Annotated in this window: 30 protein-coding genes and 1 tRNA gene; 19 read left to right on the top strand and 12 right to left on the bottom strand. The window is 61.3% G+C overall.

What is annotated here, in order from left to right; all coding sequences use genetic code 11:
* Positions 1–58 precede the first annotated feature (58 nt).
* Both ACK3SC_RS12670 and glp read right to left on the bottom strand, forming a co-directional pair.
* Positions 59–1,939, bottom strand: a complete 1,881-nt coding sequence (locus ACK3SC_RS12670; protein WP_416840553.1) for a molybdopterin biosynthesis protein — start codon at positions 1,937–1,939, stop codon at positions 59–61.
* Positions 1,936–3,201, bottom strand: a complete 1,266-nt coding sequence (gene glp, locus ACK3SC_RS12665; RefSeq protein WP_416840552.1) for a gephyrin-like molybdotransferase Glp — start codon at positions 3,199–3,201, stop codon at positions 1,936–1,938. The genes ACK3SC_RS12670 and glp overlap by 4 nt, the downstream gene beginning before the upstream one ends.
* A gap of 157 nt (positions 3,202–3,358) precedes the next feature.
* On the opposite strand from glp, the gene ACK3SC_RS12660 reads away from it, so the two are divergent.
* The 5 genes from ACK3SC_RS12660 (at position 3,359) to speB (ending at position 7,243) form a co-directional block, all read left to right on the top strand.
* Positions 3,359–3,748 carry an Hsp20/alpha crystallin family protein gene (locus tag ACK3SC_RS12660; protein WP_416840551.1) on the top strand — a complete coding sequence of 130 codons (390 nt, stop codon included), beginning with the start codon at positions 3,359–3,361 and terminating at the stop codon, positions 3,746–3,748.
* A 9-nt stretch (positions 3,749–3,757) separates the two neighbouring features.
* Positions 3,758–5,434 (top strand): ABC1 kinase family protein, encoded by a 1,677-nt coding sequence (locus ACK3SC_RS12655; RefSeq protein WP_416840550.1) that lies wholly within the window; start codon positions 3,758–3,760, stop codon positions 5,432–5,434.
* 57 nt (positions 5,435–5,491) lie between these two features.
* Positions 5,492–5,920 carry a DUF5518 domain-containing protein gene (locus tag ACK3SC_RS12650; RefSeq protein ID WP_416840549.1) on the top strand — a complete coding sequence of 143 codons (429 nt, stop codon included), beginning with the start codon at positions 5,492–5,494 and terminating at the stop codon, positions 5,918–5,920.
* Positions 5,921–6,043: 123 nt separating this feature from the next.
* A complete protein-coding gene (locus ACK3SC_RS12645) occupies positions 6,044–6,418 on the top strand; it encodes a translation initiation factor IF-5A (RefSeq protein ID WP_416840548.1) in 375 nt (124 codons plus the stop codon).
* A 15-nt stretch (positions 6,419–6,433) separates the two neighbouring features.
* Complete coding sequence (speB, locus tag ACK3SC_RS12640) at positions 6,434–7,243, top strand: agmatinase (protein ID WP_416840547.1); 810 nt, start codon at positions 6,434–6,436, stop codon at positions 7,241–7,243.
* 43 nt (positions 7,244–7,286) lie between these two features.
* Here the strand turns inward: speB and ACK3SC_RS12635 are convergent.
* A tRNA-OTHER gene (locus ACK3SC_RS12635) sits at positions 7,287–7,374 on the bottom strand.
* A 172-nt stretch (positions 7,375–7,546) separates the two neighbouring features.
* On the opposite strand from ACK3SC_RS12635, the gene ACK3SC_RS12630 reads away from it, so the two are divergent.
* Complete coding sequence (locus tag ACK3SC_RS12630) at positions 7,547–8,308, top strand: Nif3-like dinuclear metal center hexameric protein (RefSeq protein WP_416840546.1); 762 nt, start codon at positions 7,547–7,549, stop codon at positions 8,306–8,308.
* 98 nt (positions 8,309–8,406) lie between these two features.
* Here the strand turns inward: ACK3SC_RS12630 and ACK3SC_RS12625 are convergent, their stop codons facing one another.
* On the bottom strand, positions 8,407–9,057 hold the full coding sequence (locus ACK3SC_RS12625) for a hypothetical protein (RefSeq protein ID WP_416840545.1): 651 nt from the start codon (positions 9,055–9,057) through the stop codon (positions 8,407–8,409).
* A 181-nt stretch (positions 9,058–9,238) separates the two neighbouring features.
* Between ACK3SC_RS12625 and ACK3SC_RS12620 the strand changes: the two genes are divergently transcribed.
* Together ACK3SC_RS12620 and ACK3SC_RS12615 are read left to right on the top strand one after the other, a co-directional pair.
* Complete coding sequence (locus ACK3SC_RS12620; protein WP_416840544.1) at positions 9,239–10,318, top strand: deoxyhypusine synthase; 1,080 nt, start codon at positions 9,239–9,241, stop codon at positions 10,316–10,318.
* An 86-nt stretch (positions 10,319–10,404) separates the two neighbouring features.
* On the top strand, positions 10,405–11,403 hold the full coding sequence (locus tag ACK3SC_RS12615) for a hypothetical protein (protein ID WP_416840543.1): 999 nt from the start codon (positions 10,405–10,407) through the stop codon (positions 11,401–11,403).
* Positions 11,404–11,471: 68 nt separating this feature from the next.
* Here the strand turns inward: ACK3SC_RS12615 and ACK3SC_RS12610 are convergent, their stop codons facing one another.
* The 3 genes from ACK3SC_RS12610 to ACK3SC_RS12600 form a co-directional block, all read right to left on the bottom strand.
* Complete coding sequence (locus ACK3SC_RS12610; RefSeq protein WP_416840542.1) at positions 11,472–11,912, bottom strand: NUDIX hydrolase; 441 nt, start codon at positions 11,910–11,912, stop codon at positions 11,472–11,474.
* A 288-nt stretch (positions 11,913–12,200) separates the two neighbouring features.
* Positions 12,201–13,460: a low temperature requirement protein A gene (locus ACK3SC_RS12605; protein WP_416840541.1), complete on the bottom strand. Its 1,260-nt coding sequence runs from the start codon at positions 13,458–13,460 to the stop codon at positions 12,201–12,203.
* A 135-nt stretch (positions 13,461–13,595) separates the two neighbouring features.
* Positions 13,596–14,120, bottom strand: a complete 525-nt coding sequence (locus ACK3SC_RS12600; protein ID WP_416840540.1) for a hypothetical protein — start codon at positions 14,118–14,120, stop codon at positions 13,596–13,598.
* A 124-nt stretch (positions 14,121–14,244) separates the two neighbouring features.
* On the opposite strand from ACK3SC_RS12600, the gene ACK3SC_RS12595 reads away from it, so the two are divergent.
* Positions 14,245–14,568, top strand: coding sequence for a DsrE family protein (locus ACK3SC_RS12595; protein ID WP_416840539.1), 324 nt, complete (start codon positions 14,245–14,247; stop codon positions 14,566–14,568).
* 80 nt (positions 14,569–14,648) lie between these two features.
* Here ACK3SC_RS12595 and ACK3SC_RS12590 read toward each other — a convergent pair whose 3' ends face one another.
* On the bottom strand, positions 14,649–14,843 hold the full coding sequence (locus ACK3SC_RS12590) for a cold-shock protein (RefSeq protein ID WP_058571634.1): 195 nt from the start codon (positions 14,841–14,843) through the stop codon (positions 14,649–14,651).
* Positions 14,844–15,354: 511 nt separating this feature from the next.
* On the opposite strand from ACK3SC_RS12590, the gene ACK3SC_RS12585 reads away from it, so the two are divergent.
* The 5 genes from ACK3SC_RS12585 (at position 15,355) to ACK3SC_RS12565 (ending at position 19,322) form a co-directional block, all read left to right on the top strand.
* The gene (locus tag ACK3SC_RS12585; protein WP_416840538.1) at positions 15,355–16,170 is read left to right on the top strand and encodes a hypothetical protein; all 816 of its coding nucleotides are present in this window, start codon (positions 15,355–15,357) and stop codon (positions 16,168–16,170) included.
* An 88-nt stretch (positions 16,171–16,258) separates the two neighbouring features.
* The gene (locus ACK3SC_RS12580) at positions 16,259–17,101 is read left to right on the top strand and encodes an ion transporter (RefSeq protein ID WP_416840537.1); all 843 of its coding nucleotides are present in this window, start codon (positions 16,259–16,261) and stop codon (positions 17,099–17,101) included.
* Positions 17,102–17,160: 59 nt separating this feature from the next.
* Positions 17,161–18,132 (top strand): aldo/keto reductase, encoded by a 972-nt coding sequence (locus tag ACK3SC_RS12575; protein WP_416840536.1) that lies wholly within the window; start codon positions 17,161–17,163, stop codon positions 18,130–18,132.
* A 193-nt stretch (positions 18,133–18,325) separates the two neighbouring features.
* Positions 18,326–18,535, top strand: a complete 210-nt coding sequence (locus ACK3SC_RS12570) for a hypothetical protein (protein WP_416840535.1) — start codon at positions 18,326–18,328, stop codon at positions 18,533–18,535.
* Positions 18,536–18,599: 64 nt separating this feature from the next.
* On the top strand, positions 18,600–19,322 hold the full coding sequence (locus ACK3SC_RS12565) for a fumarylacetoacetate hydrolase family protein (RefSeq protein WP_416840534.1): 723 nt from the start codon (positions 18,600–18,602) through the stop codon (positions 19,320–19,322).
* A 152-nt stretch (positions 19,323–19,474) separates the two neighbouring features.
* Here ACK3SC_RS12565 and ACK3SC_RS12560 read toward each other — a convergent pair whose 3' ends face one another.
* Entirely contained in the window at positions 19,475–19,693 is a 219-nt protein-coding gene (locus ACK3SC_RS12560) for a hypothetical protein (protein ID WP_416840533.1), read from the bottom strand.
* A gap of 202 nt (positions 19,694–19,895) precedes the next feature.
* Here ACK3SC_RS12560 and ACK3SC_RS12555 point away from each other — a divergent pair, with 202 nt between their 5' ends.
* On the top strand, positions 19,896–20,504 hold the full coding sequence (locus ACK3SC_RS12555) for a translation initiation factor IF-2 subunit beta (RefSeq protein ID WP_416840532.1): 609 nt from the start codon (positions 19,896–19,898) through the stop codon (positions 20,502–20,504).
* 82 nt (positions 20,505–20,586) lie between these two features.
* Here the strand turns inward: ACK3SC_RS12555 and ACK3SC_RS12550 are convergent, their stop codons facing one another.
* Positions 20,587–20,802 (bottom strand): hypothetical protein, encoded by a 216-nt coding sequence (locus tag ACK3SC_RS12550; RefSeq protein ID WP_416840531.1) that lies wholly within the window; start codon positions 20,800–20,802, stop codon positions 20,587–20,589.
* 98 nt (positions 20,803–20,900) lie between these two features.
* Here ACK3SC_RS12550 and ACK3SC_RS12545 point away from each other — a divergent pair, with 98 nt between their 5' ends.
* Both ACK3SC_RS12545 and ACK3SC_RS12540 read left to right on the top strand, forming a co-directional pair.
* Positions 20,901–21,410, top strand: coding sequence for a GNAT family N-acetyltransferase (locus ACK3SC_RS12545; RefSeq protein WP_416840530.1), 510 nt, complete (start codon positions 20,901–20,903; stop codon positions 21,408–21,410).
* 43 nt (positions 21,411–21,453) lie between these two features.
* Positions 21,454–22,065 (top strand): methyltransferase domain-containing protein, encoded by a 612-nt coding sequence (locus ACK3SC_RS12540; RefSeq protein ID WP_416840529.1) that lies wholly within the window; start codon positions 21,454–21,456, stop codon positions 22,063–22,065.
* Positions 22,066–22,120: 55 nt separating this feature from the next.
* Here the strand turns inward: ACK3SC_RS12540 and ACK3SC_RS12535 are convergent, their stop codons facing one another.
* Positions 22,121–22,306, bottom strand: coding sequence for an NAD-dependent epimerase/dehydratase family protein (locus ACK3SC_RS12535; RefSeq protein ID WP_416840528.1), 186 nt, complete (start codon positions 22,304–22,306; stop codon positions 22,121–22,123).
* 82 nt (positions 22,307–22,388) lie between these two features.
* Here ACK3SC_RS12535 and ACK3SC_RS12530 point away from each other — a divergent pair, with 82 nt between their 5' ends.
* The gene (locus tag ACK3SC_RS12530) at positions 22,389–22,943 is read left to right on the top strand and encodes a helix-hairpin-helix domain-containing protein (protein ID WP_416840527.1); all 555 of its coding nucleotides are present in this window, start codon (positions 22,389–22,391) and stop codon (positions 22,941–22,943) included.
* A gap of 160 nt (positions 22,944–23,103) precedes the next feature.
* The gene (locus ACK3SC_RS12525) at positions 23,104–23,532 is read left to right on the top strand and encodes a universal stress protein (RefSeq protein ID WP_416841222.1); all 429 of its coding nucleotides are present in this window, start codon (positions 23,104–23,106) and stop codon (positions 23,530–23,532) included.
* A gap of 100 nt (positions 23,533–23,632) precedes the next feature.
* Here ACK3SC_RS12525 and ACK3SC_RS12520 read toward each other — a convergent pair whose 3' ends face one another.
* Entirely contained in the window at positions 23,633–23,857 is a 225-nt protein-coding gene (locus ACK3SC_RS12520; protein ID WP_416840526.1) for a hypothetical protein, read from the bottom strand.
* Positions 23,858–24,038 lie beyond the last annotated feature (181 nt).

Genomic DNA, 24,038 nt, shown 5'->3' with positions numbered 1-24,038 from the left:
ATTTTGTCTGACAGCGACTGTCTGTCCGCGAAATACGTTTTTCGGGAGTGTACTCGACTCAGGCGCGTTCGTAGCCTGCAAGCGAGTCGAACACGTCGCTCGTTGTGAGTCGGTCACTGAGCGATTGCACGCTGGTCTTTTCGGTTCGGTCGGGGTCTGCGAGGACGGTAACCTGCTGTGTTCCGAGTGAGACGAATCCCAGACCGAGGGTTTCTGCCGTCTCACGGAGGCCGAGGCCAACGTCGGCCCGTCCCGCCTGTACGGCGCGCGCTGGACTCTCGAACGCCTTGGTCCCGCGGTTGAATCCGTCGATTGCCTCGACGAGTTCGTGGCGCGTCTGTCCACGCTCGTCGGCGAGTGCGGCGATGGCGTTTGCAAGGTCAGTGCGGAGTCCAGAGGTCGTATCGCGGTTGATGAACCGAACGTCGCCATCGACGAGGTCCGCGAGACCGGTTACGTCGGCAGGGTTGTCCGCGGGGACGACGAGTCCCCACTCACGCGTCCACGACCCGAGTTCGACGGCGTCGGTGTCGCCACGATTGTCGCCCGCGACGACGGCCACGTCGGGGATACCGTCGCGGAGTCGGCGGAGTCCCTCGCGCGACCCAAGAGCGAGATACCGCGGCGATGGCACACGGTCCAGCAGTCGCGACAACGCGGGGTCGTCTTCGCCGACACCGAGCAGTTCCGGTGGGCGAACGTCGGGCGAGAACAGTTGCACCGACACCGTCTCACCGTCTGCGATGTACTCCACGTCCGCCGGGACTTCCACGACGCCGTCTGCTTCGACGAGACTCGTCGTCGCTCCGGACCCTTTGTCCACGGGGTAGACGAGCATCTCGCCCGCACCGTCGACGACTAACCCGACTGGCATGAGTCGCGTCCGGCCCTCGGCGTAGCGCTCACGGACAGCCATCGTTCCCTCGATAGTCGCCGTCTGTGGTTCTGCGAGTCCGGCAGCGTCGCGAATCGCCGGTGCGACGAACGTCCGGAAGATCGTGAGCGCAGAGACTGGATAGCCCGGCAGTCCGATGTAGGCGCTCCCCTCGCCGAGCGTTCCGACGAGCATGGGTTTTCCGGGCTTGACGGAGACGCCGTGGAGGAGCAACTCGCCGCGCTCTTCGACGACCTGGTAGATGACGTCGACGGCGCTGGCCGACGTCGACCCAGACGAGAGGACGAGGTCACACTCGTCGGCCGCCTGTCGGAGCAGTCGCTCCATCTCGTCGTAGTCGTCGCCTGCGTGGGGGTAGAGTTTGGGCACGCCGCCCGCTTCTTCGACGCCGGCGGCGATGGTGTACGAGTTCACGTCGTAGATCTGCCCGGTTTCGGGGCGGAGCGTCTCACCGGGGCGGACGAGTTCGTCACCAGTCGAGATGATGCCGACGACGGGTTTGCCACGGACCGGGAGTTCGTCGAGGCCGAGCGCCGACAGCAGCCCGATTTCACGCGGGGTGATGCGGGTTCCGGGGCCGAGCGCGCGCGCCCCTGCAGCGATGTCTGTTCCGGCGGGCATCACGCTGTCACCCGGTGCGACGGCTTTGTAGACGACGAGCGAGTCGTCGCGTTCGTCGGTTCGTTCGACGATGACGACGGCGTCTGCACCGGGTGGCATGACCGCACCGGTCGAGATTTCGACCGCGGTTCCGGGTTCGACTTCGACGTCGGGTTCGGCCCCGGCGTGGACTGCGCCGACGAGTTCGAGTTCGACGGGGTCGGCCTCGTCCGCGCCAAACGTGTCGCGGGCACGAACTGCATAGCCGTCCATACTCGCCCGGTCGAATCCGGGAACGTCGATTTCGGCGTCGATTCGGTCGGCGAGAACGCGACCTCTGGCGTCCGAAAGCCGGACGAATTCGGCCTCGGGCGTCAGTTCGAGCGACGCAATCGTCTCGCGTGCCTCGGCCGGCGACGCGAGGTCACGGAACTGCTTTCTCATGCAGACCACTCCCAGCCTTCGACGGTGACGGTTTCGCCTTCTTCGTACCCTTCCTTCCCTTCGGGAACCTGGACCCACCCATCGGCGAGTGCGACGCTCGAGAGGATGCCAGACCCACTCGTTCGGGTGGGTTCGGCGGTCGGTTCGTCACCAGATTCGTCGAGACGCACACGAGCAAAGGTTCGCGTGCCGGGCGAACTCGGAATCTTTCGGGTGAGCGTCGCATCGACCGTGGGGAACGGCCGAGTCGGGAGCGACCCGACGTGTTTGAGCACCGGTCGGAGGAACTGGAAGGCGTTGACGACACAGGCGACCGGATAGCCGGGCAGCATCACCACAGGAGTGTCTTCGACAACCCCAAGCGCGACGGGATGGCCGGGCTTGAGCGCGACGCCGTGGACGAGCACCTCACCAATCTCCGAAATCACGTCGGGGATGAGGTCACGTTCGCCCACGGACGACCCGCCGGTGGTGACGATGACGTCGTGGTCGAGGTCCGATTCGACGGCCTCGCGGAGCAGGTCGGCGTCGTCGTCGACGATATCGCGGTAACTCGCCGTGCCACCCCAACGTTCGACCAGTCTGGAGACGGTCAGGCCGTTCGTCTCGATGACCTGCCCGGGGCCGGGGTCGGATTCGACGAGTTCCTCACCCGTCGGGATGACGGCGACGCGCGGGCGCTCGAAGACGGACACGTCGTCGATGCCGACAGACCGGAGGAGGCCGAGGTCCGAAGGCCGGAGTTCGTGGCCGACGTCGAACAGCGCGTCGCCTTCGCGAACGTCTTCACCGCGTTCGCCGACGTTCTCACCCGCTGCGAGTGCGTCGAACACTTCGAGTTCGTCACCAAACTGGTCGGTGTGTTCGACCATCACCACGGCGTCGGCACCCTCGGGGAGGTCACTGCCCGTGTGGACGCGGGCGGCCTCACCGGGTGCGATGGCGTCGTCGACGTCGCCAGATTTCATCTGGCGGGCCGACGAGCTTTGCTCGTCGACGATGCGGAGGACGTTCGGAGAGCGACTGCTGGCCCCAAACGTGTCGCTCGCATGGACTGCAAATCCGTCCATCGCGGCGCGGTCGTAACTCGGAACGTCCGCGGGTGCGACGGCGGGTTCGGCGAGGGCCCGGCCGTCGGCGTCGACCAACGGGAGTCGTTCGGTCCGTCCGTGCGGCGTGGCCGACGCGAGAAGCGTCTCGCGCGCCGCCGCGACTCGGGTTCGTTCTTTGAACCCGGCCGTATGCCGGTCGTGGTGGTCCATGGCGGCACTTAGATGCCGGGGGCAAAAAGCGTCGGCCTCACCCCACGGGGCACGACTCGTCTCACCCCACCGGTGGCGGCCGAATTTGCCGACATACGGGAGTGTTCGCCGGTATTTGACCGCCGGCTTTTTCGACACCGCCTCCCTATGGACCCACATGTCAACACTGCGCGACGCGCTGTCCGAACTTCCGGACGCGGTGTTCGCCGACCTCCTGGAGTCTGAGTCGTCGTATCTGTTGGTCCTCGACCTCCCCGGCGTGACCGCCGAATCAGCCGACCTCAAAGTCGAAAAAGGACGGTTGGTCGTCGAAGCGCGACGCGACAAACGGACGCCGACCGATTTCGACTACGTCCGCGAGGAGCGACCACTGTTCCTCGACGCCGAACTGCCACTGCCGCCGGACGCCGTGGCCGACGAAGCCGAGGCATCGATGGAACGCGGGGTTCTCGAGGTTCGTCTCCCCAAACGTGAGGCTGCGTCCGGGCGGACCATCCCTATCACCACTGGCGACGACGTTGACGACGGCGTCGACGAAGACGCCTGAGCGGAGCGGGTGGTCACGCTGGTCAACCTCCGCGCCTACTGGCGGTTCCTCGTCGTCGTCTACCAGTTCTTCCCGCTCATCGTCGCGTACACTCGCGACAGGCGGAAGTACCTGCTGTTCGGTGGCACTCGGCGAGTTACCTCCGAGATGCGCGTCAAACGCGCCGAACTCCTCTTGGAGTCACTACTGACGCTCGGGCCGACGTTTATCAAACTCGGCCAGCTGCTCTCGACGCGTCCCGACATCCTCCCACCGGAGTACATCGACGTTCTCGGGAGTCTCCAAGACGACGTCCCGCCCGCGCCGTGGGCCGAGTCGAAAGTCGTCATCGAAGAAGAACTCGGCCCCGTCGACGAGGCGTTCGACTCGTTCGACACCGATCCGATAAGTGGGGCGAGTCTCGGGCAGGTCTACGTCGCAGAGTACGAAGGCGAGAAAGTCGCGGTGAAGATTCGCCGACCCGGTATCGAAGAGCTCGTCGAGGCCGACCTCCGGGTGATTCGGTGGTCGCTCCCGCTCCTCATGCGATTTATCGGGCAGTCACGAGCCTTCTCGCTGGAGAACCTCGCCGACGAGTTCGCCAAGACAATCCGCGAAGAGATGGATTACGACGAGGAGGCGGCGACGCTCGAACAGATTCAGGCGAACTTCGAAGACGACGAGACGCTCGTCATCCCCGAGCCAATCCACGAACGCTCAGACGACCGGGTGCTCACGATGGAGTACCTCCCGGGGACGAAGATAAACAACGTCGCCGCACTGGACGGCCTCGGTATCGACCGAACCGAACTGGCGACGAACTTACAGCGAGCCTACCTGCAGATGATCGTCGAAGACGGCGTCTTCCACGCCGACCCGCACCCCGGAAATCTCTCTGTGACCGACGACGGGCGCATCATCTTCTACGACTTCGGCATGCACGGCGAGGTGGACCCGTTCATTCAGGAGAAAATCATCGAGTTCTACATCGCCGTGGCGAATCAGAACGTCGACGAAATCCTCGACACGCTCATCGAGATGGGCACACTCAGCCCCAACGTCGACCGACAGGTGATGGGCGACGTGATGGAACTCGCCATCGCAGACGCTCGCGGCGACGATATCGAACAGTATCGCGTCAACCAGATCCTCGAACAGGTCGAATCGACCATCTACGAGTTCCCGCTTCGACTCCCGCGAAATCTCGCACTCGTCCTTCGCGTCGCGGGCGTCGTCGAAGGCGTCTGTGTCACGCTCGACCCCGACTTCGACTTCATCGCGGTGGCGACGGAGTATCTCACGGAACGAGGCTACCGCGAAGAGAGCATCCAGAAGGTGCTCGAAAGCGTCGGTCAACAGGGCCAGAAGACTGCGCAGTCGCTGTTTCGCGTCCCGCCGAAACTCGAACGCGTCCTCGACAGGGCAGACCGCGAGAATCTGACGCTCAACGTCCGCCTCGAAGACAACAAAGGCGTCCTCGACCGGCTGGCGAAGCGACTCATCTACGGCATCTTCCTGTCGTTCGGATTCGTCGCAACGGTCATCGTCTACTCGCTGGACCCACAGAATCTGCTGGCCGTCGGCGCTGCGGGCGTGCCGACAGCGTTCGTCGCGATTCTGCTGTGGCGGTCGTTCCGCACGCGAAAAGGCATCCGGGCGACGCCGCAGTTCACCCGGCAGAATCTCCGTGAGCGACGCGAAGAGTAATCAAAGCTGAGAATCGGGCGCGTAGGTTTATGCGCGTTCGAGAAATCACCTCCGGGCATGACGGAGTGGCGGCCGGTGGTCGTGGGGGTGTGCCTCGCCGCGTGTACTGAGACGCTCGTCTTCGGGATGACGGGACAGTTCACGCTCGTCGGCGGTGTGACCGGGAGCGCGCTCGCCGGCTATACCGTCGGCACCGACCCTGCAGACGGGGGGTGGCACGGGCTGATGGCTGGTGTGGTCTGGGGCTGTGTCCTCATGCCCGTCGCCATCTTGCTGACGTTCCTCAATCGGACGGCCATCCTCTTTCCGTTCCAGTATCTCATTCCGATGTTCGAATCGGCCGGCGAACTGACGACGGCGATTATGCTGGCGCTCTCGTTGCCGAACGTCGCGTCGGGAGCGCTCGGCAGTCTCGGCCGGCGCGATGCACAGGGAACGTGGTTCGATCCGGCGATGGCGGAGCGAGACGCCGTCGAAGACGCCTGAAGAGACGGCATCGAAGACGCCTGAAGAGACGGACTCGAAGCCGGAGTAGTCGCGCTTCGTGAAAGATTCCCGTGCGAGAGGCGTTCCAAACCGTTTATACCCTCCATCCGATAACGAGAGAACATGGCGAAAGAGCAGAAGCAGGTGCGCGAGCTCCAAGAAGGCAGCTACGTCAACATGGACGACAAGCCGTGCAAGATTTACGCCTACAGTACCGCGAAGCCCGGTAAACACGGGAGTGCGAAGGCCCGTGTCGAGGCCCGTGGCGTCTTCGACGGCAAGAAGCGCTCGCTCTCCCAGCCCGTCGACGCGAAGGTGTGGGTCCCAATCATCGAGCGAAAGCAGGGGCAGGTCGTCTCCGTCACCGGTGAGGACGCCCAGATTATGGACCTCGAAACCTACCAGACGTTCACGATGCGCATCCCCGACGACGAGGAACTCAACCCCGAAGACGAAATCGAGTACCTCGAATTCGAAGGCCAGCGCAAGATCGTCTAAACGGGAGACTGAGTGATGTTTCCCGGGGCAATCGCAGACCGCGAGGTCGCCGACTACGTACTCGTCGGTGCCCCGCTCGACATCTCCACCTCCTTCCAACCGGGAACCCGTTTCGGACCGAATCGAATCCGTCAGTTCGCCGAATCGTTCGACGATTACGACCGGCGAACTGACCGTCGTTTTACCGACCTCTCAGTCCACGACGCGGGCGATATCCGCGCGTGGGACGACGCGCCCGACTACATCGAGTGGCTCACTGGGAGCGTCCGCGACGCCGCCTGGGGCGACGCCGTCCCCATCGTCCTCGGTGGTGAACACACTGTCACCGCCGCAGGCGTCGATGGCGTCGACCCCGACGTGTTCGTCTGTCTCGACGCCCACCTCGACCTGAGAAGAGAGTACGACGGCAACGAGTGGAGTCACGCGACGATTACGCGTCGCGTCCTCAACGAACTCGACGTGGACGACGTGTACATCCTCGGCGCTCGAACCGGGTCACCGGAAGAGTGGGAACGTGCCGAGGCCGACGACGTGACCGTCGTGCCGCCCGAAGAAGTGGATTGCTGGAATCCCCCGTTCGACGACGAGTCGGTCTATCTGAGCGTCGATATCGACGCCGCCGACCCGGCGTTCGCTCCCGGGACGGGCACGAAAGAGCCGTTCGGCCTCACGTCGCGCGAGATGCGTGACCTCGTTCGAGCGGTCGCACCCTACGCCGATGGCTTCGACGTGGTCGAAGTCAACGATAGAGACGATGGACAGGCCGCCACGCTGGCGGCGAAGTTGGTACGGGAGTTCGTCTTCTCGCACGCGGACGGGCAGTAGCTCCCATCCGTACTCGGGCGAATGGTGACGAAAAAGGGGTGAACGAAAGGGGATGGATTCGAACCACCGGGGCCATCTTTCAGGCCACCCATCGCAAGGATGGATGCTCTACCAGGCTGAGCGACCCTTTCACGTGGACGCAACCACTGAGACACTCATTCGTCCGTACCGTATTGAGTATACGGTGGCTATCGTCGAGTAGGGAGTGTATATTTGTATGCAACACGCGCTCGCCAAGCGAGCACCGAAGACAGAGTCCTCCAAAGCCGTTTCTTACAAGTCGCCCAGTTACAACTGACCTGTATGGACCTCTCCGACATCGTCGCAGAATTCGACGAGCGACTCGACACCGACGAGTTCGCCGACGTAGACGCCAGTCCGAACGGGTTGCAGGTCGGCCCGGACGACGCACAGGTCGAAACAGTCGCTTTCGCCGTCGATGCCGCGGAAGCGACTATCGAGGCGGCGATCGACGCTGACGCCGACGTGCTGGTCACCCACCATGGCCTCGTCTGGGGTGGGCTCGACCGAGTGACTGGCCGGAACTTCGACCGTATCGAACCGTTGATTCGAAACGACCTCGCGCTCTACGTCTCGCACCTGCCACTCGATGGGCACCAAGAACTCGGCAACGGCGCTGGCCTCGCGGACTATCTCGGCCTCGAAGACCGAACGCCGTTTGGCTCGCTCGGCCCAGTGCACATCGGGCAGTCCGGGTCGTTCGAGTCGCCGAAGACGACCGACGAGATTCGTGACGCGCTCGACGAACTGGACGGAAACGAGGGCACACAGGTTCTCGACTTCGGCCCCGACGAGGTTTCCGACGTGGCAATCGTCACCGGGTCGGGCGTCGATTGGCTGGACGAAGCCATCGACTCGGGCGTGGACGCGCTCATTACGGGCGAAGGAAAGCAGAAGGTGTACCACGAGGCACGAGAAGCGGGTATCTCGGTGTTCCTCGCTGGCCACTACGCCACGGAGACGTTCGGCGTGCGAAATCTCGCTGCACTGGCCGACGAGATGGGACTGGAGACGACGTACATCAGCCACCCGACTGGGTTGTAAGCCGTCGTATCAGGTTGGGTTGGAAGCAGTCGTATCCGACTGAGTTGGAAGCCGTCGTTCGAGTCTATCGAAAACTGTCCGGGGCGAACGCTGCGTGTTCAAATCCCCACCCGTGCGTCGCGCTCAATTACCGTGTACCCCTGCGCGCTGAGCGCCTCGTCGCGGTAGCGTTGTGCGACGAAATTCTGGGGGAGGCGTCGCAGTCCAAACTTGCGTTCCGACGTGTATTCGACGTGAATACTCGTCTGGTCGTCGGTTGGACTGATGGTCGCCGTGTACGTCGACCACGGCTGGTCGTTCACCGAGACGTTCAACTCGACGTGGTGAGTCCCGTCCGCCGTCGTCTCTGTCTGCGTGCGAACAGTCACCCGCACTGAGCGCACGCCAAAGAGATACGGGACACGATACGAGACCGCGTCAGCCTCCCTCGTAATCTCGTCAGCAACCCCCCATTTGAATGCGAGCACCGGCGGCGTCGGCCCTGTGAACGCCTCGAGTACCGACTCCGGCGTGTCGTCGGTGCGGAGGCGAATCGTCCCGTTCGACTGGACGAGTGGGGCGCGTGCGACGATGACCAAGAGCGCCCCGACGGCGAGTGCCGGCAACAGCGACGTTGCAAGAAACACGCCAAGGAAGAGCGAGACGACGAGGACGGCGACGAGCGCGCTCACCGGACGTTCGTATCTCAAGTACTGCGTTGCGACCGCGTGTGCCTCTTCTGGTCTCTCGATAGGCTGTGTGGAGGGCATCACACTGACCTCTCTCGCGAGATAATTAGTTCCATTGATGACATCATCTCCAGTCGAGTCTGACGAGAGCCACTCGTGCAGTAGATACACCGAGTCAGTGGCGTGCACACCAGTCTGCCAACCCTCCACACAGCCTCGTCGGACCGGGGCGTTCAAACGCTCGGGCGTCGCACTCCATCGCATGAGCGACCACGACGACGCCCACGACGGAGGTCACGAGGGCGATGCCATCGACGACGGGCACGACCACGGCGGCGGGTACGAGATGCCGGAGCGAGAGGAGTTCAACCACGACCCACTCGGACACGCCGAGGTCCACGGCGGTATGACCGTCGGCGAACTCGTCGAGCAGTACGGCCACGCCGGTATCGGCGCGGCAGACGTGCACGAAGCGGCCGACATCTACGCCGAGATGCTGGCCGACGAGGACTGTACCATCTTCATGTCGCTTGCGGGCGCGATGGTGCCGACCGGAATGCGTAAAGTCGTCTCAGACCTCATCCGCGACGGCTACGTCGATGCACTCGTGACGACGGGGGCGAACCTGACCCACGACGCTATCGAAGCAATCGGCGGCAAACACCATCACGGGGCCGAACACCACGAAGAGAAGACGCCGCGCGAACACGACGAGACGCTCCGCGACGAAGAAGTCGACCGCATCTACAACGTCTATCTGCCGCAAGAACACTTCGCACTGTTCGAGTCACACCTGCGAAACGAGGTGTTCCCGGCACTCGAAGAAGAGGGAGTTGTCAGCATCGAGCGCCTCTGCCGAGAACTCGGTCGCGCCAACAGCGAAGTCAACGAAGAACAGGGAATCGAGGAAGACGCCGGTGTCGCTGCCGCGGCCTACGAGTCCGATGTCCCGATCTACTGCCCTGCAGTGCAGGACTCCGTCCTCGGCCTGCAAGCGTGGATGTACTCCCAAACGTCGTCGTTCTCGCTGGACGCGCTCGCGGACATGACGCCGCTGACGGACCTCGCGTACGACGCCGACAGAGCCGGCTGCTTCCTCGTCGGCGGCGGCGTCCCGAAGAACTTCACGCTCCAGACGATGCTCGTCACACCCGGTGCGTACGACTACGGCGTCCAGATTACGATGGACCCCGCGGCGACCGGCGGGCTTTCGGGCGCGACGCTCGACGAAGCACGTTCGTGGGGCAAACTCGAAAAAGACGCTCGTAACGCCACCGTTCTGGGCGACGCGACAATCATGCTCCCGCTGCTCGTCGCTGCGGCACGAGAGCGCCTCGACTAATCCCGCGTCGAAACGGCCACGTTCGTTCTCACTGGCGAGAACTGGGTGACAACAGCTAACAGTACCGGGACGACACGTCGAGGTGAATGAGAGACCGGTCGCTCGGAACACTCATCGACGACCGTTCCGACGTCGAACTCGCCGCCATTTTCGAACGAATCTGGGAGGCACGGGGATACGAGACGCGTGTCCGATTTCACGGCCCCGACGTCCACATCCATGCCGAGGGAACGACGCCCGAGGGCGTCCCCCGCGAGGTTCGAATCTGGATTTCGACATCGACGCGACTCACCGCCGACAAGATGAGTGCGTTCGTCCGCGAGTGTAGACGGAACGCTGTCGAACCCTACGTGGCGACTGTTGGACGCGGACGCCTCGAAGACGACGCGCACCGACCTGGTCTCGTCGAACTCGACGCCCCGGCCATCGCCGTCGAAGTTCGCGAGACAGGAACCGAATCGTTCGTTCGCGACCTCGCAGACCGGAGAGACGGTCGACCGAAGACGAACTGGCTTGGAGACCCAATCGAAGCGGCCGATGGAGAGGCGTCGACTGAACAAGGGACTGGTGAAGAGACTGACGACCCAGAGAGATTCGCTCGCCGCGCAGCACTCAAGAAAACAGGCAAGTACGTCGCCGCCGGCCTCGTACTCTATCTCGCTGTCGAGCGGCTCTCTGACTTCCTCCCGGCTCCCAAACCACTATACGACGACCCAAAGGTGGCGAACAACGTCAGCACAGAACCGACCAAACCTGCCGGTGCGACGACGGTACCGTATGCCGACCTTCGGGAGAATACGAACTCCTACACCGGGACTGTCGTGACCTACACGGGACGAGTCTCTGAAACCAGCAGTCGAGATGGCACGCGACTCGCCACAGTCGCTGTCGAAGACGACGCCGGACGCCTCCGTGGAGACGTCGTTGCACAGTGGCAGACCGGGCGATTCTTCGACGACGATATCGGCTTTCGACTGCTCGATGGCGAGCGAATCCAGTTTTGGGGGACAGTTGCCGGGTCGACGTCGCTGTCTGGGGGGCAATCAGTTCCACTCATCGACGTGCGTGCGCTGGAGAAGGCGTGAGTGAGTGGCGTGAATGAGTAGCCGCGACGTGAGTGAGTCATTTCGACGCGAATGAGTCGTCGCGAGATTCAGTTTTTCGAGACCACGTCGACGATTGCTTCGGGATACAGCGTTCGGTCTCTCGATTCGAACGAACTGACTGGAATCCATCGAACCTCGAACTCCTCGTCGATGGCCTCCTCGTAGCCCGTCATCACGTCCTGTTCGTACACCGTTTCGTCGGCGATATCGGCTTCGTAGAGAAAGACGATTTCGTGATACTGCGTGCCGTCGAACGTGAACCGGTTTTCGATGTGTGTGATGAACTCGGTGTGCGCTACTTCGACGCCCAGTTCCTCGTCGAACTCCCGACACACTGCCTCCTCGCTGTGCTCACCGAACTCGATGCCGCCACCGAGTGGTCGCCAGAAGGATTCGTCCGTTCCGGGGTCGTAGCCACGCCCGACCAGTAGTTCGTCGTCTCGCCAGACGACCCCCAGCACGACGGGCCTGATATCGCGCGAACTCATGGCCTGTACGTATTGCGATTGGGTCTATAAACGTTCGCCAGACGAAAAGTGACTTGCTCGTCCGTTCGAAACAGTCGGGTGGCCGATGACGATGGCACCGTTCCGAACCGAACTAGGCACTCGGTGATGCGGAGCCCTATGAGTACCGAGGCCATATTCCTCACACCGAGAACATTCGTCATCAAAGAGGACGACGAGATACCGACAGTTCGGATTCGAGTTCGAGAGAGTTCCAAATCGAAAGCGAGCCCATACCGAGCGGTTCAACCACCGACGTCACCCGAAGACCTACGCGTTGACCGGGGGAAAAACCATCTCGACCCACGGATTGACGAGCGTCTCGAACGTGACGAGGACGGTAAACAGGAGTGCGACGACGCCCATTAGTCCGAGTGGTGAGAGCATCCCGCCAAACGGGACGAGGCCAACCAACAGCAGCACTGTCGCGCCCCGTGCCACCAGAACACGAGTGTCGAACGGCGTCTCACTGGAGACCTGGAGAATCGCTCGATGGATGATGGCGGTCCCAGCGACGAATGCAGCAGCGCCGCCACAGAAGACGAGGCGAACGAGGGTATCCAGTTGGGCTCCGTCGGCCGTCGCCTCGATGGCGACGATGACTGCGACACCAGTCGCGACGATGCCGACGTGGACGAGATAGTGACTGAACACGTAGACGAGCGCCGCCTGTCTCGCCCGAATCAGTCGGTCACGCGGCGCTGTGAGTGCCCGGTCGATGATGTGCTCGTCGAACTGTTCGAAGTAGAGCCACCACGCTCCGACAGCGAGGACGAACCCGCCCAGTCCCACCAGCAGTGGGCCAACCTCGAAGTTGAATCCCGACGTGGCGATAGACGTCCCGAACGAGACTGCGAGAATCGTCTCGCCGAGAACGATGATGGTGATGAGTCCGAGGCGCTCGGGGAAGTGCGACACCTGAACGAGAACTGTGTCGAACACGATGTACATGACTGCGACGCCGGCCATGTTGATGGTGAACGCGACCATCCACAGCATGAACCGCGTCGGGTCGGGCACGAAAAGCGAGGCCGCCCAGACACTCGTCGTGAGCAGTTCAGAGGTCATCCACGTCGCGACGAACCACTTCGTGCCGGCATCTGCGACGGTCGGTCCCGGACGGAGATAGAGGGCGGTGAGTACGAGACGCAAAAAGAGCATTATCGCGCCGAACGTGAACGTTTCGCCGTGGAAGACGCCCCTGACGGTCTGTGAGAGGAAGATGACGACGAACATGACGCCGACGAGGCTCACACGGGAAACGACGTCGTTGTCCGCGTAGAGGTCGGCATAGTAGCTAAAATCGAGCCACACCCACCACACGAGTGCGAAGACGCCGAGAAAGTAGAGGATGCCCTCTACGGTCAGGTTGTTGTGGAGGTTCGTTCCAATCTCCGCGATGGCGACGACGAACACCAGGTCGAAGAAGAGTTCGAGCCACGAGGCGTGACGTGGACTCTCTCCCTCGGCAGTGTAGACCGAAGGAGGCCGACGGAACAGGCTCCGTACTCCCTGAGAATCGAACGCCATTGGGCCCCTCGCCTGTATATAAAGATGACAGCAGATGGCATAAGCATATTCTCCTGCGTGTCGGGAGCGACTCGGTCACCATCGCCGTCGCTTCAGAGCGATCCACTCGAACACCGAGACGAAGAAGACGCGTGTCTATTCGCCCGGTTCGGCTTCCCACGACGGGTGGACAGAGCCGAACAAGAGCGACGCATCTGCCACGACGAACGCGGCGATTGCGAGCCAGATAGCCGCGTCGGCCGCCCCCCGAAGTGGGTAGGCAGGCTGGAGCCACCAGTAGAGAACCGCGGCGATGAACAGCGGAACAGCGGCCACGACGGGGAGCGCCCATCGCGCCCCGCGAGAGAACGCGAGTGAGATTCGATGGAGGACGACCCCACCGAGCAGCGCCGCACCCCCGTAGCCTGCTCGTGGCAGAGTCAACGAACCGAGTGCGATGAGCCCCCAGCCGATCAAGAGGAACGAAGTCACAGAGGAGATCGCGATAGGGGCGTTCAACACGATTTTGTCGGCTTCATTTCGTGAGGAGCCGAGACGGTCGAACGCCCGGAGAATCTCCCACCCGGAGACGTCTGACGCGAACCCGCGCCAGCCACCGGGATGGTTCGGAAGGAGTTCGAAGGCGTCTTTCACGTCTTCTTCCGAGTCACGGCGTGACATAGCCACAGGTATCAGCATTCGAACAAAAACCTTCGGTCGAGACCACCGACAGTGCTGGAGACTGTCGTTGTTGCTCGCTGAGAATCGAGAACGTGGTTAAGGGTCGACAGAACGTACGGAAATCATGCATATTGGACTCATCATCGAGACGAACAAGGAAGAACGCGTCTGGAACGCATTCCGGTTTGCGAACACCGCACTCGACGAGGGCAACACTGTCGAAGTGTTCCTGCTCGGGGATGGTGTCGAAGCACCTGATATCCAGACGGAGGCGTTCAATCCGCACGGCGTGATGCAACAGTACGTCCAGAAAGGTGGGGAACTGTTCGCCTGTGGAACCTGCCTCGACTCACGAGGGCTCGAACCGGGCGAACTCCGGCCTCGGTCGTCGATGAGTGACCTTCTGGGAATCGTCGAACACACAGACAAAGTCGTCACGTTCGGGTGACCAGAAGCGACTGCTCACGAGCGGTAATTGTCCGTAAAATCGGTGTCTTTCGCCGCAGTAACGCGGTGTACTAAACTAATTTAAAGACGCGTCAGGTTCGCTGCGCGTGGTCCCTTGGGGGACGATTCGATACTGAACTCCACTTCTTGGTCCTCTTCGAGGTCCGGGCCGCCGATGTCTTCCATGTGGAAGAACACGTCGTCGTCAGCGTCGTCCGTCGAGATGAAACCGTAGCCGCCTGTGTCGTTGAAGAAATCAACGTTTCCTTTCGCCATTGCTTTTGGACACAATCGAAGTAGAGGGATAAGCCTTCCGAGATTTGTTTCTCAATCTCAAAAATATTTTGAAGTTATTCTTTTTCTAGCCCATGTCATAGACATTTGTACACGCACAGTCGGCTTTCGCGAGGCTCACCCGCCACTTCGACGACGAGACCCGTAGGTTCTGTGGTATCCACAGTTCGACAGCACGGTCAGTTTCGAGTCATCGACGCCACAGCAGAGACAGACAATCGGTAGCCTTCGTCTCATTTCCGGCCCATCGAGTGCCACGGTACCACGCCCGTGTTGGCGACGTTCCTCCCGAGTCAACAGGGTAAGGAGGCACCTGTGGCCGACGTCGCTAACCCATCCGACCCGGTCATCCGAGCAGACGACTGACCGGCACCGGCCCAACTGAGTTGGTGTCGCTTTTTCATACTGATTTTAATATTCGTCCAAAATACATCAACAATTCAATGCGTTAATCGATGATTTCATTCTGTTCCGTCACAAACGATGTGATTAGATGAGCGAGCGAACGGTCAGGTTCAATGGGAACACGAAGGTGTTGTACCGGAAAGCGGTGCGGACGCCGCTCCCGGACGAAGACGCCGAGCGCGTGTTCCACGAGAACATGATGAACGTCGCAGACGCTCAAGTACGGAAAGCGGAGATGCTCGCAGACCCCGATATTCCGCTGTTGGAAGCCTACGAGAAGCAACTCGAAGGCATCGCTGCGAGTTACAAACGCCGTTGTCGCCACATCGCAGGTGACGACTACGAAGAAGTTGCACTGGCGTACCAACGAGGCGAGCGAAACGACCGACTCGGTGCGCTGACTGCCTACTACTTCGAGGGACTGTGGCGGATGCAACAGCGTTTCACCGTCGCAGACATGATGTTCTTCCCGATTATCCTCAGATACCCGGACAATTTCACGGTGAACATTCGCTTTGCCAGTGGGTACAAGACGACAGAATCGGTCCTATACGAATCCCCGGAGCACTCCACCGAAGAACTCGACGACCAGTACGCAGAGACCTACTACAACGAAAGCCTCTATTCACAGAAAGAGGCGGCCAAGAAGATCAAAGCAACAGCAGAGATACTCCGCGAGGAGTTCCCCCATCCAGACGAGGTCCCGTTCGAGGAACGCAAGTACGGTGGAATCGTCTCCGCCGGCGGCCGGAAAGGCTCGGTGTTCTCGTCGATGCTCCAGCGAGTCGAACCGGACCCAGGCCGCTTTTCCGAGCCCGTCGACGAACCGACACTCGTCGACGAAGGCCCAGAAGCAGCACGAACCGAACGCGAGTTGCTTCCTGACGGCTGTATCGTCATCTGACCGTCCGGTCTCTGTCGAGGAGACACTCGACGATGTGATAGTCGACTGTCAGCGACGGCATCAATAGCTGTGAGAGACATGACCTTGTATGGGGAGTCACACGTCGGCTGGTTCCGGTGACACACCACGGGACATCGTCCGATTTTATCTCCTCGACCACAAGACTGCCGTCGGGAAGGCCATCGACATCACCCTGCTCGCCCTCAACCTCGTGTTCGTCGCGGTGTTCGTCCTCGAGACGTACCCGTTCTCGGCGGCGCTCCAGACGGCCTTCTGGCGAATCGAAGTCGCCATCTCGCTCGTCTTCCTCCTCGAGTACGTCCTCAGAGTGTACGGTGCCGAGAGCCGACCCGCCGAGATATTCAACTTCTACTCGATCGTCGACCTGCTCGCGATTCTTCCGACGCTCGTGGTGTTGCTGTCGCCAGTACCGACCCTCGCGGCGAACATCGGGTTCCTTCGAGCGATACGCGTCGTCCGGTTCCTCAGATTTTACCGCTTCACACAGGACGAAGAGTTTTTCTTCGGCACCGTCTCGGTCGGCACGCTTCGCGTGATGAAACTGCTCTTGACCGTGTTGACCATCTTCTTCGTCGCCGCAGGGATGTTCTACTCGTTCGAATACCGGGTGAACCCCGTTGTCAATAATTTCGGCGACGCGTTTTACTTCGTCGTCGTCGCGCTTACGACGGTTGGGTTCGGCGACATCGTGCCGGTCACCGACGGCGGTCGGTGGGTCACGGTTGCTGCAATCTTGACTGGCATCGTTCTCATTCCGTGGCAGGCGAGCAAGATTATCAAAGAGTGGGCGTACAAAGACAAAGTCAACGTCATCTGTGAGAACTGTGGGTTAGCGTATCACGACCGAGATGCGTCTCACTGCAAGTCCTGCGGGCACGTCATCTATCAAGAGTACGACTCTCGGGAGTGAGTTCCTCCGGGATGTGCTGTCCCCAGAACGTTGACGTGGATGTAGCCTGACCATCAGGTATGGAATACACGACCTTCGGTCCGACCGGCACGACAGTGAGTAAAATCTGTCTCGGGTGTATGAGTTTTGGCACCGACTGGGACGACTGGACGCTCGACCGGGAGGAGAGTCACGAACTCATCGAACGAGCAATCGACCTCGGTATCAACTTCTTCGACACCGCCAACGTCTACTCGTACGGCGAATCCGAGGAGATTCTCGGTGAGGTGCTCTCCGAGTACGACCGCGACGAGATGGTCGTCGCGACGAAAGTCTACGGGCAGATGCGCGACGACGACCCGAACTCGAGCGGGCTCTCGCGGAAGACCATCGAGCAGGAACTCGACAACTCGCTGGAGCGGTTGGGGATGGACACTGTGGACCTCTACCAGATACACCGCTGGGATTACGACACCCCCATCGAGCAGACGCTTCGCGCCCTCGACGACGCGGTCCGTCGCGGAAAAGTCCGACACGTCGGCGCGTCGTCGATGTGGGCCTACCAGTTCGCCGACGCACTCCACACCTCGGACAGTCTCGGCCTCGACCGATTCGTCTCCATGCAGAACCTCTACAACCTCGCCTATCGCGAAGAAGAGCGCGAGATGCTGCCCCTTTGCGCCAACGAAGATGTCGCGGTGATGCCGTGGAGTCCGCTGGCCGCAGGATTCCTCACGCGCCCCCACGAGGAGTTCGAATCGACGACGCGTGGTGAGCACGAAGCGGACGTTGGCCGCCCGTACGCGGAAGGCGGTGGCCGCGAGGTAAACGAACGCGTGCAGGAACTCGCGGCCGAGAAAGGCGTAAAGATGGCCCAAATCGCGCTCGCGTGGCAGTTCCACAAAGACTGGGTCACCACGCCCATTGTCGGCACGTCGAGCATCGAGCACCTCGAAGACGCCGTCGAAGCACTGGATATCAAACTCTCGGAGTCCGATATCGAGTATCTGGAAGAACCGTATCAGCCGGTTCGGGTTTCAGGCCACAAGTAACGGCTCGTCGCCCACGATACACCACCCATCGTCGTCGTGGCAGGGCAACCAGACAGACAGCGATGATTGAACATGAACGTTTATTATAGATAGCGCTGTAGAGCCGAGTACACAATGTCGGTCGTACGCGTACATCGCTAATTCTCCTCGTTGCCGTATAGCCGTCCGACCGACCTCGAATCACCACCAAATCGTGAGCACACACGCGAATCCGACGTACGAACCCACACTCCGAACAGACCGTTCTTCGACACAGACCAGCGCCGACGCCACTGACACAACCGACACCACCGAAACTGACTCGTGGGTCGCCCGGTGTCAACGACAGTTCGACGCGACTCGAACCGAACGCATCCACAACCTCTTCGACAGAGAGAATCGGTCGATGCCGACGATGGACTGACGAGCGAACCGACTTCTTGCTGCGACACATCTGTTGAAGTACGTCGCCGAGAGATACCACAGCGATGCGATTAGCACGGATTCGAACGGACGACGGCGTGATGACCGGGGAGTACGACGACGGAGTCGTCGAGACCGACGACGGACAGTACGACGTCGGTGCGGATGCTGACCTACTCGCCCCGTGTGACCCGTCTGCACTCTACTGTGTCGGGCGAAACTACGTGGCGAAGATCGACCAGATGGACTACGATATCCCCGACCAACCGGACTGGTTCATCAAGCCACCCGTCTCGGTGCTCGACCCGGGCGCAGACATCGAGTATCCCGCGTGGACCGAGGAACTGACGTACGCCGGCGAGTTGGCGGTCGTCATCGACCGCGAGTGCTCGGACGTTGCAGAGGCAGACGTTCCGGATGTCGTCCGCGGCTACACAATCCTCAACGACCTGGACGCCCTTGACCAACCGGGGCGAACCGCCAGAAAGGCGTTCGACGGGTCCGGCCCCCTCGGCCCGTGGATCGAGACCGACGTGGACCCAACGAATCTCGATATGACGACCTACGTCGGCGGCGAGTTGCGGCAGGAAGCCAACACCCAGCAGATGCTGTTCTCACCGGCCGAAGTCGTCTCGTTCCTCTCCGAGCGATACACCCTCCAACCGGGCGACGTCATCTCGTTCGGGAGTCCGGCGAACCCCGGCCTCGTCGAGCCCGGTGACGACATCGAAATCTGGTACGAGGGCGTGGGCACGCTCACGAACACCGTCGTCGAGTCGCAAGAGTGAGCGACTGGGCTGGTTTGGTCTGGGCTGGACTGAACCGGACTGAACCGGACTGAACCGGACTGAACCGGACTGGGCTGGTCTGGGTTGGACTGGGCTGTTCTAGTCTGGGCGTCGTCCCCAAAATCGTCGGGAAAACCGGTGGACGACAGCACTCAGTTCAACACGTCGACTTCGTCGGTGAGGTCTGCAGGGGCGTCCACGGGACCGTTGACAAACAGTCCATGGGCCATCACCGCGGCGGCGACGAAACTAAATCCGACGATCGCCGTCGTCGGGTGTACCGAAGTGAACTGTCCGACGAAGACGCCCACGACGAGACTTCCGAATATTCCGGCGAGTATCAGGTCGTAGTACTGCCACGTGTATCCCATATATTCCGGTTGCGACGCCACGGCGGAAGGCGTACCGCTCGGTTTCGAACCAACGCTGGTGAAATGAAGACACGAACCGTCGGAGCGCAGCGCTCCCGACTTCTCGTCCCGTAATCTGGGGGTCGTCGTCCCCCGGGTTTCGACGCGCCCGCGGGAAAGACGCTCACGGAACGGCTATACGTCGGCAGATTCTCCGAGGCGTATGGAGTATCAATCTGCGCTTGACCGAGCGCTCGATATCCTTCCGGAACGAAACGTCGAAGAAGAGCGCCTCAGGATTCCAGACCCAGAAGGCGAGACAGACGGCGCGTTCACGCGTCTCACCAACCTCGGGGAGATTGCCGACGCGCTCTCGCGGACGAACGAACACCTCCACAGTGCCATCCAGCGCACGTTCGGTACGAGCGGCCAACTCGAAGGCGACCGCGCTCGCTACAGCGGGTCGTTCTCTATCAACGACTTCGAAGAGGCGCTCGACGACTACGTCGAAGAGTACGTCACCTGTTCGGAGTGTGGGCTCCCCGACACGCGTCTCGTGACCGAAGACGGCGTCGACATGCTTCGCTGTGAGGCGTGTGGTGCCTTCCGTCCCGTCCAGAAGCGCTCCAGCGCGAGCAAGACGCGCCAGCGCGATGCCGTCGAAGAAGGCCGCACCTACGAAGTCGAAATCACCGGCACGGGCCGCAAAGGCGACGGAGTTGCCCAGCGCGGAAAGTACACGATCTTCGTTCCCGGGGCGCAGGAAGGCCAGACCGTTCGTGTCTACATCAAGAACACGAGCGGGTCGCTCGCATTCGCAGAACTCGCCTGAACAGTTCGGAACGGTTCTCGTTTCTACTTACTCCACGTTTCTTCGCAGACGCGCTCACTATCGAAAACAATCAGCCGGAGGGTTACGCTTCGTCGCTGTCGCCGCCACATCGCTTGCCGACGACGAACAGCGCGAGCAAGACGAACACAGCACCCTCCACTCGCGCCGCCGTGGTCACCCACGGCTTCGCGTTCATCTCGACACCATCCTCGTACGCGATTTTGGTGAGTGTGTCGATGAGTTGGTCGGGGAACAGGAGTTCGACGATGCCGAAGACTGCGAGTAGTGCACGAATCATGTTCGTCGGTCGGTGTGCAATGGGTGAAAAAGCTCTGTCAGTTCTCACAAGTCGAGAGAAACGAGTCCGATTAGTCACCTGCGCCCCGAAGACACCTGATGGTCCTCATCTCACCCGAGACGCCGGCCGACGAATCAGCGGTCGAATCGATTCACGCTGCCGCCTTCCCCACCGATGACGAAGCTGAATTAGTCGCTGCTCTCCGGCAGACCGACGCGTTCGTCCCGTCGCTCTCGCTCGTTGCTCGCGACGACGATAACGCAGTCGTTGGGCACGTCCTCTGTACTCGCGTCGTCGTCGAAGACGACCCGTCGATTCGGGCGCTCACGCTCGCACCGGTCGGCGTCCACCCCGACGAACAGGGTCAGGGAATCGGCAGTTCACTCGTCCAGACGGCACTCGACACCGCCGTCGAAGACGGATTCGACCTCGTTTTCCTCCACGGCGACCCCGACTTCTACTCGCGATTCGGCTTCCATCCGGCGGGAATCCGAGGCTTCGAAAACCCGTTCGAGACGCCGCCAGAAGTGTTCATGGTCGCCACCGTCGGTGACGACTCGGACGAGGGAGGCCCGCTGTCGTATCCCGACCCGTTCGACGATATCTAACCGAAACGAGACGTTTATCGATGCCCCGTGAGTCGATTTCGTAATGCGATTAGAAGAACTCCAGCGTATCTACGAGGGCGACGAATTTTACTGGGGTACTGACCCGAACCAACTCGCGGTTCGCACCGCCGATGCAGTCTCGGCCGCGTCCCGCCCGTCTGTCGTCGATATCGGCGCAGGGGAGGGTCGTGACGCGGTGTACTTCGCAGAACAGGGGTTCGACACGACGGCCATCGACATCGCACCCAACGGCCTCGACAAAGCCGAACGACTCGCCGCAGACCGAGGCGTCGAACTGGAGACGCGCCGAGGAGACGTCAACGAACTCGCGTTCGACGACCGGTGGGACGTCGTCTACTCGATTGGGACACTCCAGTACGTCCGTCCAGCGAACCGACCCGGACAGTTCGACAACTTTCAGTCGGCCACTCGTCCCGGTGGCGTCCACGCTGTCTGGGCGTTCGTCGACCATCCCGACGTCGCACCTGCGCCAGACTGGGGAGACAACGAACATCTGTACAACCCCGGCGAACTGGAGTCCTACTACGAGGGATGGACGGTTCTCCACGCCGACGACTACGTCTTCGACGACGACTCAGCGGGCGAACCGCACCAGCATGCCTGCGAAGAGTTGATTCTCCAGAAACCGGAGTGAACGGGTCGAGAACGGCGTCGAAGCAAGCCAAATCGACGACGACAGTTGGAGTGACCTACGAGATGGCGTCTCTGAGTTGTTCGTCGTCGTCGCGGTCACCGGTGAGTCGAGTGACTGTATCGGGAAGGGCACCATCAGTCTCGCCGCGTTGGAAACTCGTCACGTCGTGACCTGCGGCGGCGAGTCGCCGGACGATTCCCGTCCCGAGGAGCCCCGTTCCGCCGATGACGAACACGTTCATGCATCGAGAGGAGAGGTGGATGGGGCTAAAGACAGGTCACGCAAGTGACAACGCTATCGTGTGTGATTGCCTATAATCGCTGATGAAAGTGTATCTCACCGATGGGACGAGCTTCGAGTGTGGCGGCTACAAGGCACTCGATTCGGGGGGCGTCGTCCTGACGAGCGACCGAAAACGGAAGCACGTCATTGGGTACGTTCCACAAGACGCACTCGTGTACATCCTCCCAGACGAGGTTGCAGCAGAACGTGACGAGGTTGCAGCAGAACGTGACGAGGTTGCAGCGGAACGTGACGAGGTTGGGCCGTCTGCGCACGACCCCGACCCGACTGACGACTCCGACCCGACTGACGACTCCGACGAAGACGCCCGTGCCCCGGACGACCTGCGGAACATTCGCGGAATTGGGTCGGCCTACGCGACACGCCTTCAGGAACACGGCATCGACACGATACCGGCACTTCGTGAGGCGAGCGAAGCCGAACTCGTCGCCGCGACCGACGTTTCCGAACGGCGGGTGAGAGACTGGAAACGACGAGCGGAGTTGGTTGCCGAGTCCGCATCGAACGACGACGAAACGACAGCGGCCGACGACGAGGAAGCGATGTCAGAGGTCAGTAGCGAATCCGCAGGGTAGGACAGTTTCACTTCGGCTCCGAACGGCGGGAGACGACTGCCCGGCACAACGCGACCCCGGCGTGTCGTACGTATTCGGCGACTGGACGTTCCCAGAGAAGTTCCCAGAAACCGGGAACTACCGACGAGGGTTGATACGGTTGCAAGCGAAGATTCACCTGATGTACGACACCATCCTCGTGCCGATCGATGGGAGCGATTCGATGACGCCAATCGTCAACGACGCAGCGGCATTCGCTGCCGACCGCGAGGCGTCGGTGTATCTCCTCTACGTCGTCGACAACCGTGCGTTCCTGACGCTCGCTTCGGAGCGACAAGACGAAGTGAGCGAAGAACTCGAAGCGAAGGGTGCAGACGCCCTCGAAGCGGCGCGTGAGACGATGGAGAGCCACGGCGTCGACGCAGTCGTGACGATTCGCCACGGCGACCCGGCCGACCAGATTCTCGACTACGCCCACGAAATCGGTGCAGACCTCATCGCGATGGGAACCCACGCTCGATTCGAAGACAACATCCTCGGGAGCGTCTCGCGGTCTGTCGTCATCGAGTCAGATATCCCCGTTCTCGCGACGCCGATCAAGTCTGACTGAGTGTACCGGACATCGGCATCGTTCGCACAGCTGTTCCCGCCGTAGCCAGCTATTGATTCTGTTTTCGACGTGACTGACCGCCACTGGTTGGACAGGCGTGTTATTTCAGTCGAATCAGTAAGAGCAGCACGCCGAACAGCGTCGCTGCCGCGCTGATGATGACGAGGCCGCCGCTCACGACGAGCAGTCGGCCATCGAGTGCCGGCATCGACCCACTCGTTGCGACGGAGACGAGAGACGTACTGGCCGAATACTCTGCAATCGGGACGAGGATGGCCGCACAGAACAAGAGGAGTCCACCGACGACGAGAACGTACGGCGTCACCGCCGAATGACGACGCGGCGAGTTGGGTGTCGTTGAGTACCCACGAGACATGCGCATCGTACGTCACCCCAACAGATTGGTACGAGTAAGCTAACGTGACTGTTCAGTGGTTAAGAACGTCCTAACCGCCTGAATTCACTGGATTGGTTCGTAGAAAGGCAGCCACGATTCGTGACCGGGA

It is taken from the genome of Haloferax sp. DFSO52, from assembly GCF_048158745.1.
GTDB lineage: Archaea > Halobacteriota > Halobacteria > Halobacteriales > Haloferacaceae > Haloferax.
The sequence above is the reverse complement of the archived record's forward strand: the minus strand, read 5'-3'. Positions and strand labels throughout refer to the sequence as shown.

What these genes read in the sequence shown, in the direction of transcription:
- ACK3SC_RS12670 (WP_416840553.1), bottom strand. Translation starts at nt 1,939, where the DNA reads ATGAGAAAGCAGTTCCGTGACCTCGCGTCGCCGGCCGAGGCACGCGAG.
- glp (WP_416840552.1), bottom strand. Translation starts at nt 3,201, where the DNA reads ATGGACCACCACGACCGGCATACGGCCGGGTTCAAAGAACGAACCCGA.
- ACK3SC_RS12660 (WP_416840551.1), top strand. Translation starts at nt 3,359, where the DNA reads ATGTCAACACTGCGCGACGCGCTGTCCGAACTTCCGGACGCGGTGTTC.
- ACK3SC_RS12650 (WP_416840549.1), top strand. Translation starts at nt 5,492, where the DNA reads ATGACGGAGTGGCGGCCGGTGGTCGTGGGGGTGTGCCTCGCCGCGTGT.
- ACK3SC_RS12645 (WP_416840548.1), top strand. Translation starts at nt 6,044, where the DNA reads ATGGCGAAAGAGCAGAAGCAGGTGCGCGAGCTCCAAGAAGGCAGCTAC.
- speB (WP_416840547.1), top strand. Translation starts at nt 6,434, where the DNA reads ATGTTTCCCGGGGCAATCGCAGACCGCGAGGTCGCCGACTACGTACTC.
- ACK3SC_RS12630 (WP_416840546.1), top strand. Translation starts at nt 7,547, where the DNA reads ATGGACCTCTCCGACATCGTCGCAGAATTCGACGAGCGACTCGACACC.
- ACK3SC_RS12625 (WP_416840545.1), bottom strand. Translation starts at nt 9,057, where the DNA reads ATGCCCTCCACACAGCCTATCGAGAGACCAGAAGAGGCACACGCGGTC.
- ACK3SC_RS12620 (WP_416840544.1), top strand. Translation starts at nt 9,239, where the DNA reads ATGAGCGACCACGACGACGCCCACGACGGAGGTCACGAGGGCGATGCC.
- ACK3SC_RS12615 (WP_416840543.1), top strand. Translation starts at nt 10,405, where the DNA reads ATGAGAGACCGGTCGCTCGGAACACTCATCGACGACCGTTCCGACGTC.
- ACK3SC_RS12610 (WP_416840542.1), bottom strand. Translation starts at nt 11,912, where the DNA reads ATGAGTTCGCGCGATATCAGGCCCGTCGTGCTGGGGGTCGTCTGGCGA.
- ACK3SC_RS12605 (WP_416840541.1), bottom strand. Translation starts at nt 13,460, where the DNA reads ATGGCGTTCGATTCTCAGGGAGTACGGAGCCTGTTCCGTCGGCCTCCT.
- ACK3SC_RS12600 (WP_416840540.1), bottom strand. Translation starts at nt 14,120, where the DNA reads ATGTCACGCCGTGACTCGGAAGAAGACGTGAAAGACGCCTTCGAACTC.
- ACK3SC_RS12595 (WP_416840539.1), top strand. Translation starts at nt 14,245, where the DNA reads ATGCATATTGGACTCATCATCGAGACGAACAAGGAAGAACGCGTCTGG.
- ACK3SC_RS12590 (WP_058571634.1), bottom strand. Translation starts at nt 14,843, where the DNA reads ATGGCGAAAGGAAACGTTGATTTCTTCAACGACACAGGCGGCTACGGT.
- ACK3SC_RS12585 (WP_416840538.1), top strand. Translation starts at nt 15,355, where the DNA reads ATGAGCGAGCGAACGGTCAGGTTCAATGGGAACACGAAGGTGTTGTAC.
- ACK3SC_RS12580 (WP_416840537.1), top strand. Translation starts at nt 16,259, where the DNA reads ATGGGGAGTCACACGTCGGCTGGTTCCGGTGACACACCACGGGACATC.
- ACK3SC_RS12575 (WP_416840536.1), top strand. Translation starts at nt 17,161, where the DNA reads ATGGAATACACGACCTTCGGTCCGACCGGCACGACAGTGAGTAAAATC.
- ACK3SC_RS12565 (WP_416840534.1), top strand. Translation starts at nt 18,600, where the DNA reads ATGCGATTAGCACGGATTCGAACGGACGACGGCGTGATGACCGGGGAG.
- ACK3SC_RS12560 (WP_416840533.1), bottom strand. Translation starts at nt 19,693, where the DNA reads ATGGGATACACGTGGCAGTACTACGACCTGATACTCGCCGGAATATTC.
- ACK3SC_RS12555 (WP_416840532.1), top strand. Translation starts at nt 19,896, where the DNA reads ATGGAGTATCAATCTGCGCTTGACCGAGCGCTCGATATCCTTCCGGAA.
- ACK3SC_RS12550 (WP_416840531.1), bottom strand. Translation starts at nt 20,802, where the DNA reads ATGATTCGTGCACTACTCGCAGTCTTCGGCATCGTCGAACTCCTGTTC.
- ACK3SC_RS12545 (WP_416840530.1), top strand. Translation starts at nt 20,901, where the DNA reads ATGGTCCTCATCTCACCCGAGACGCCGGCCGACGAATCAGCGGTCGAA.
- ACK3SC_RS12540 (WP_416840529.1), top strand. Translation starts at nt 21,454, where the DNA reads ATGCGATTAGAAGAACTCCAGCGTATCTACGAGGGCGACGAATTTTAC.
- ACK3SC_RS12535 (WP_416840528.1), bottom strand. Translation starts at nt 22,306, where the DNA reads ATGAACGTGTTCGTCATCGGCGGAACGGGGCTCCTCGGGACGGGAATC.
- ACK3SC_RS12530 (WP_416840527.1), top strand. Translation starts at nt 22,389, where the DNA reads ATGAAAGTGTATCTCACCGATGGGACGAGCTTCGAGTGTGGCGGCTAC.
- ACK3SC_RS12525 (WP_416841222.1), top strand. Translation starts at nt 23,104, where the DNA reads ATGTACGACACCATCCTCGTGCCGATCGATGGGAGCGATTCGATGACG.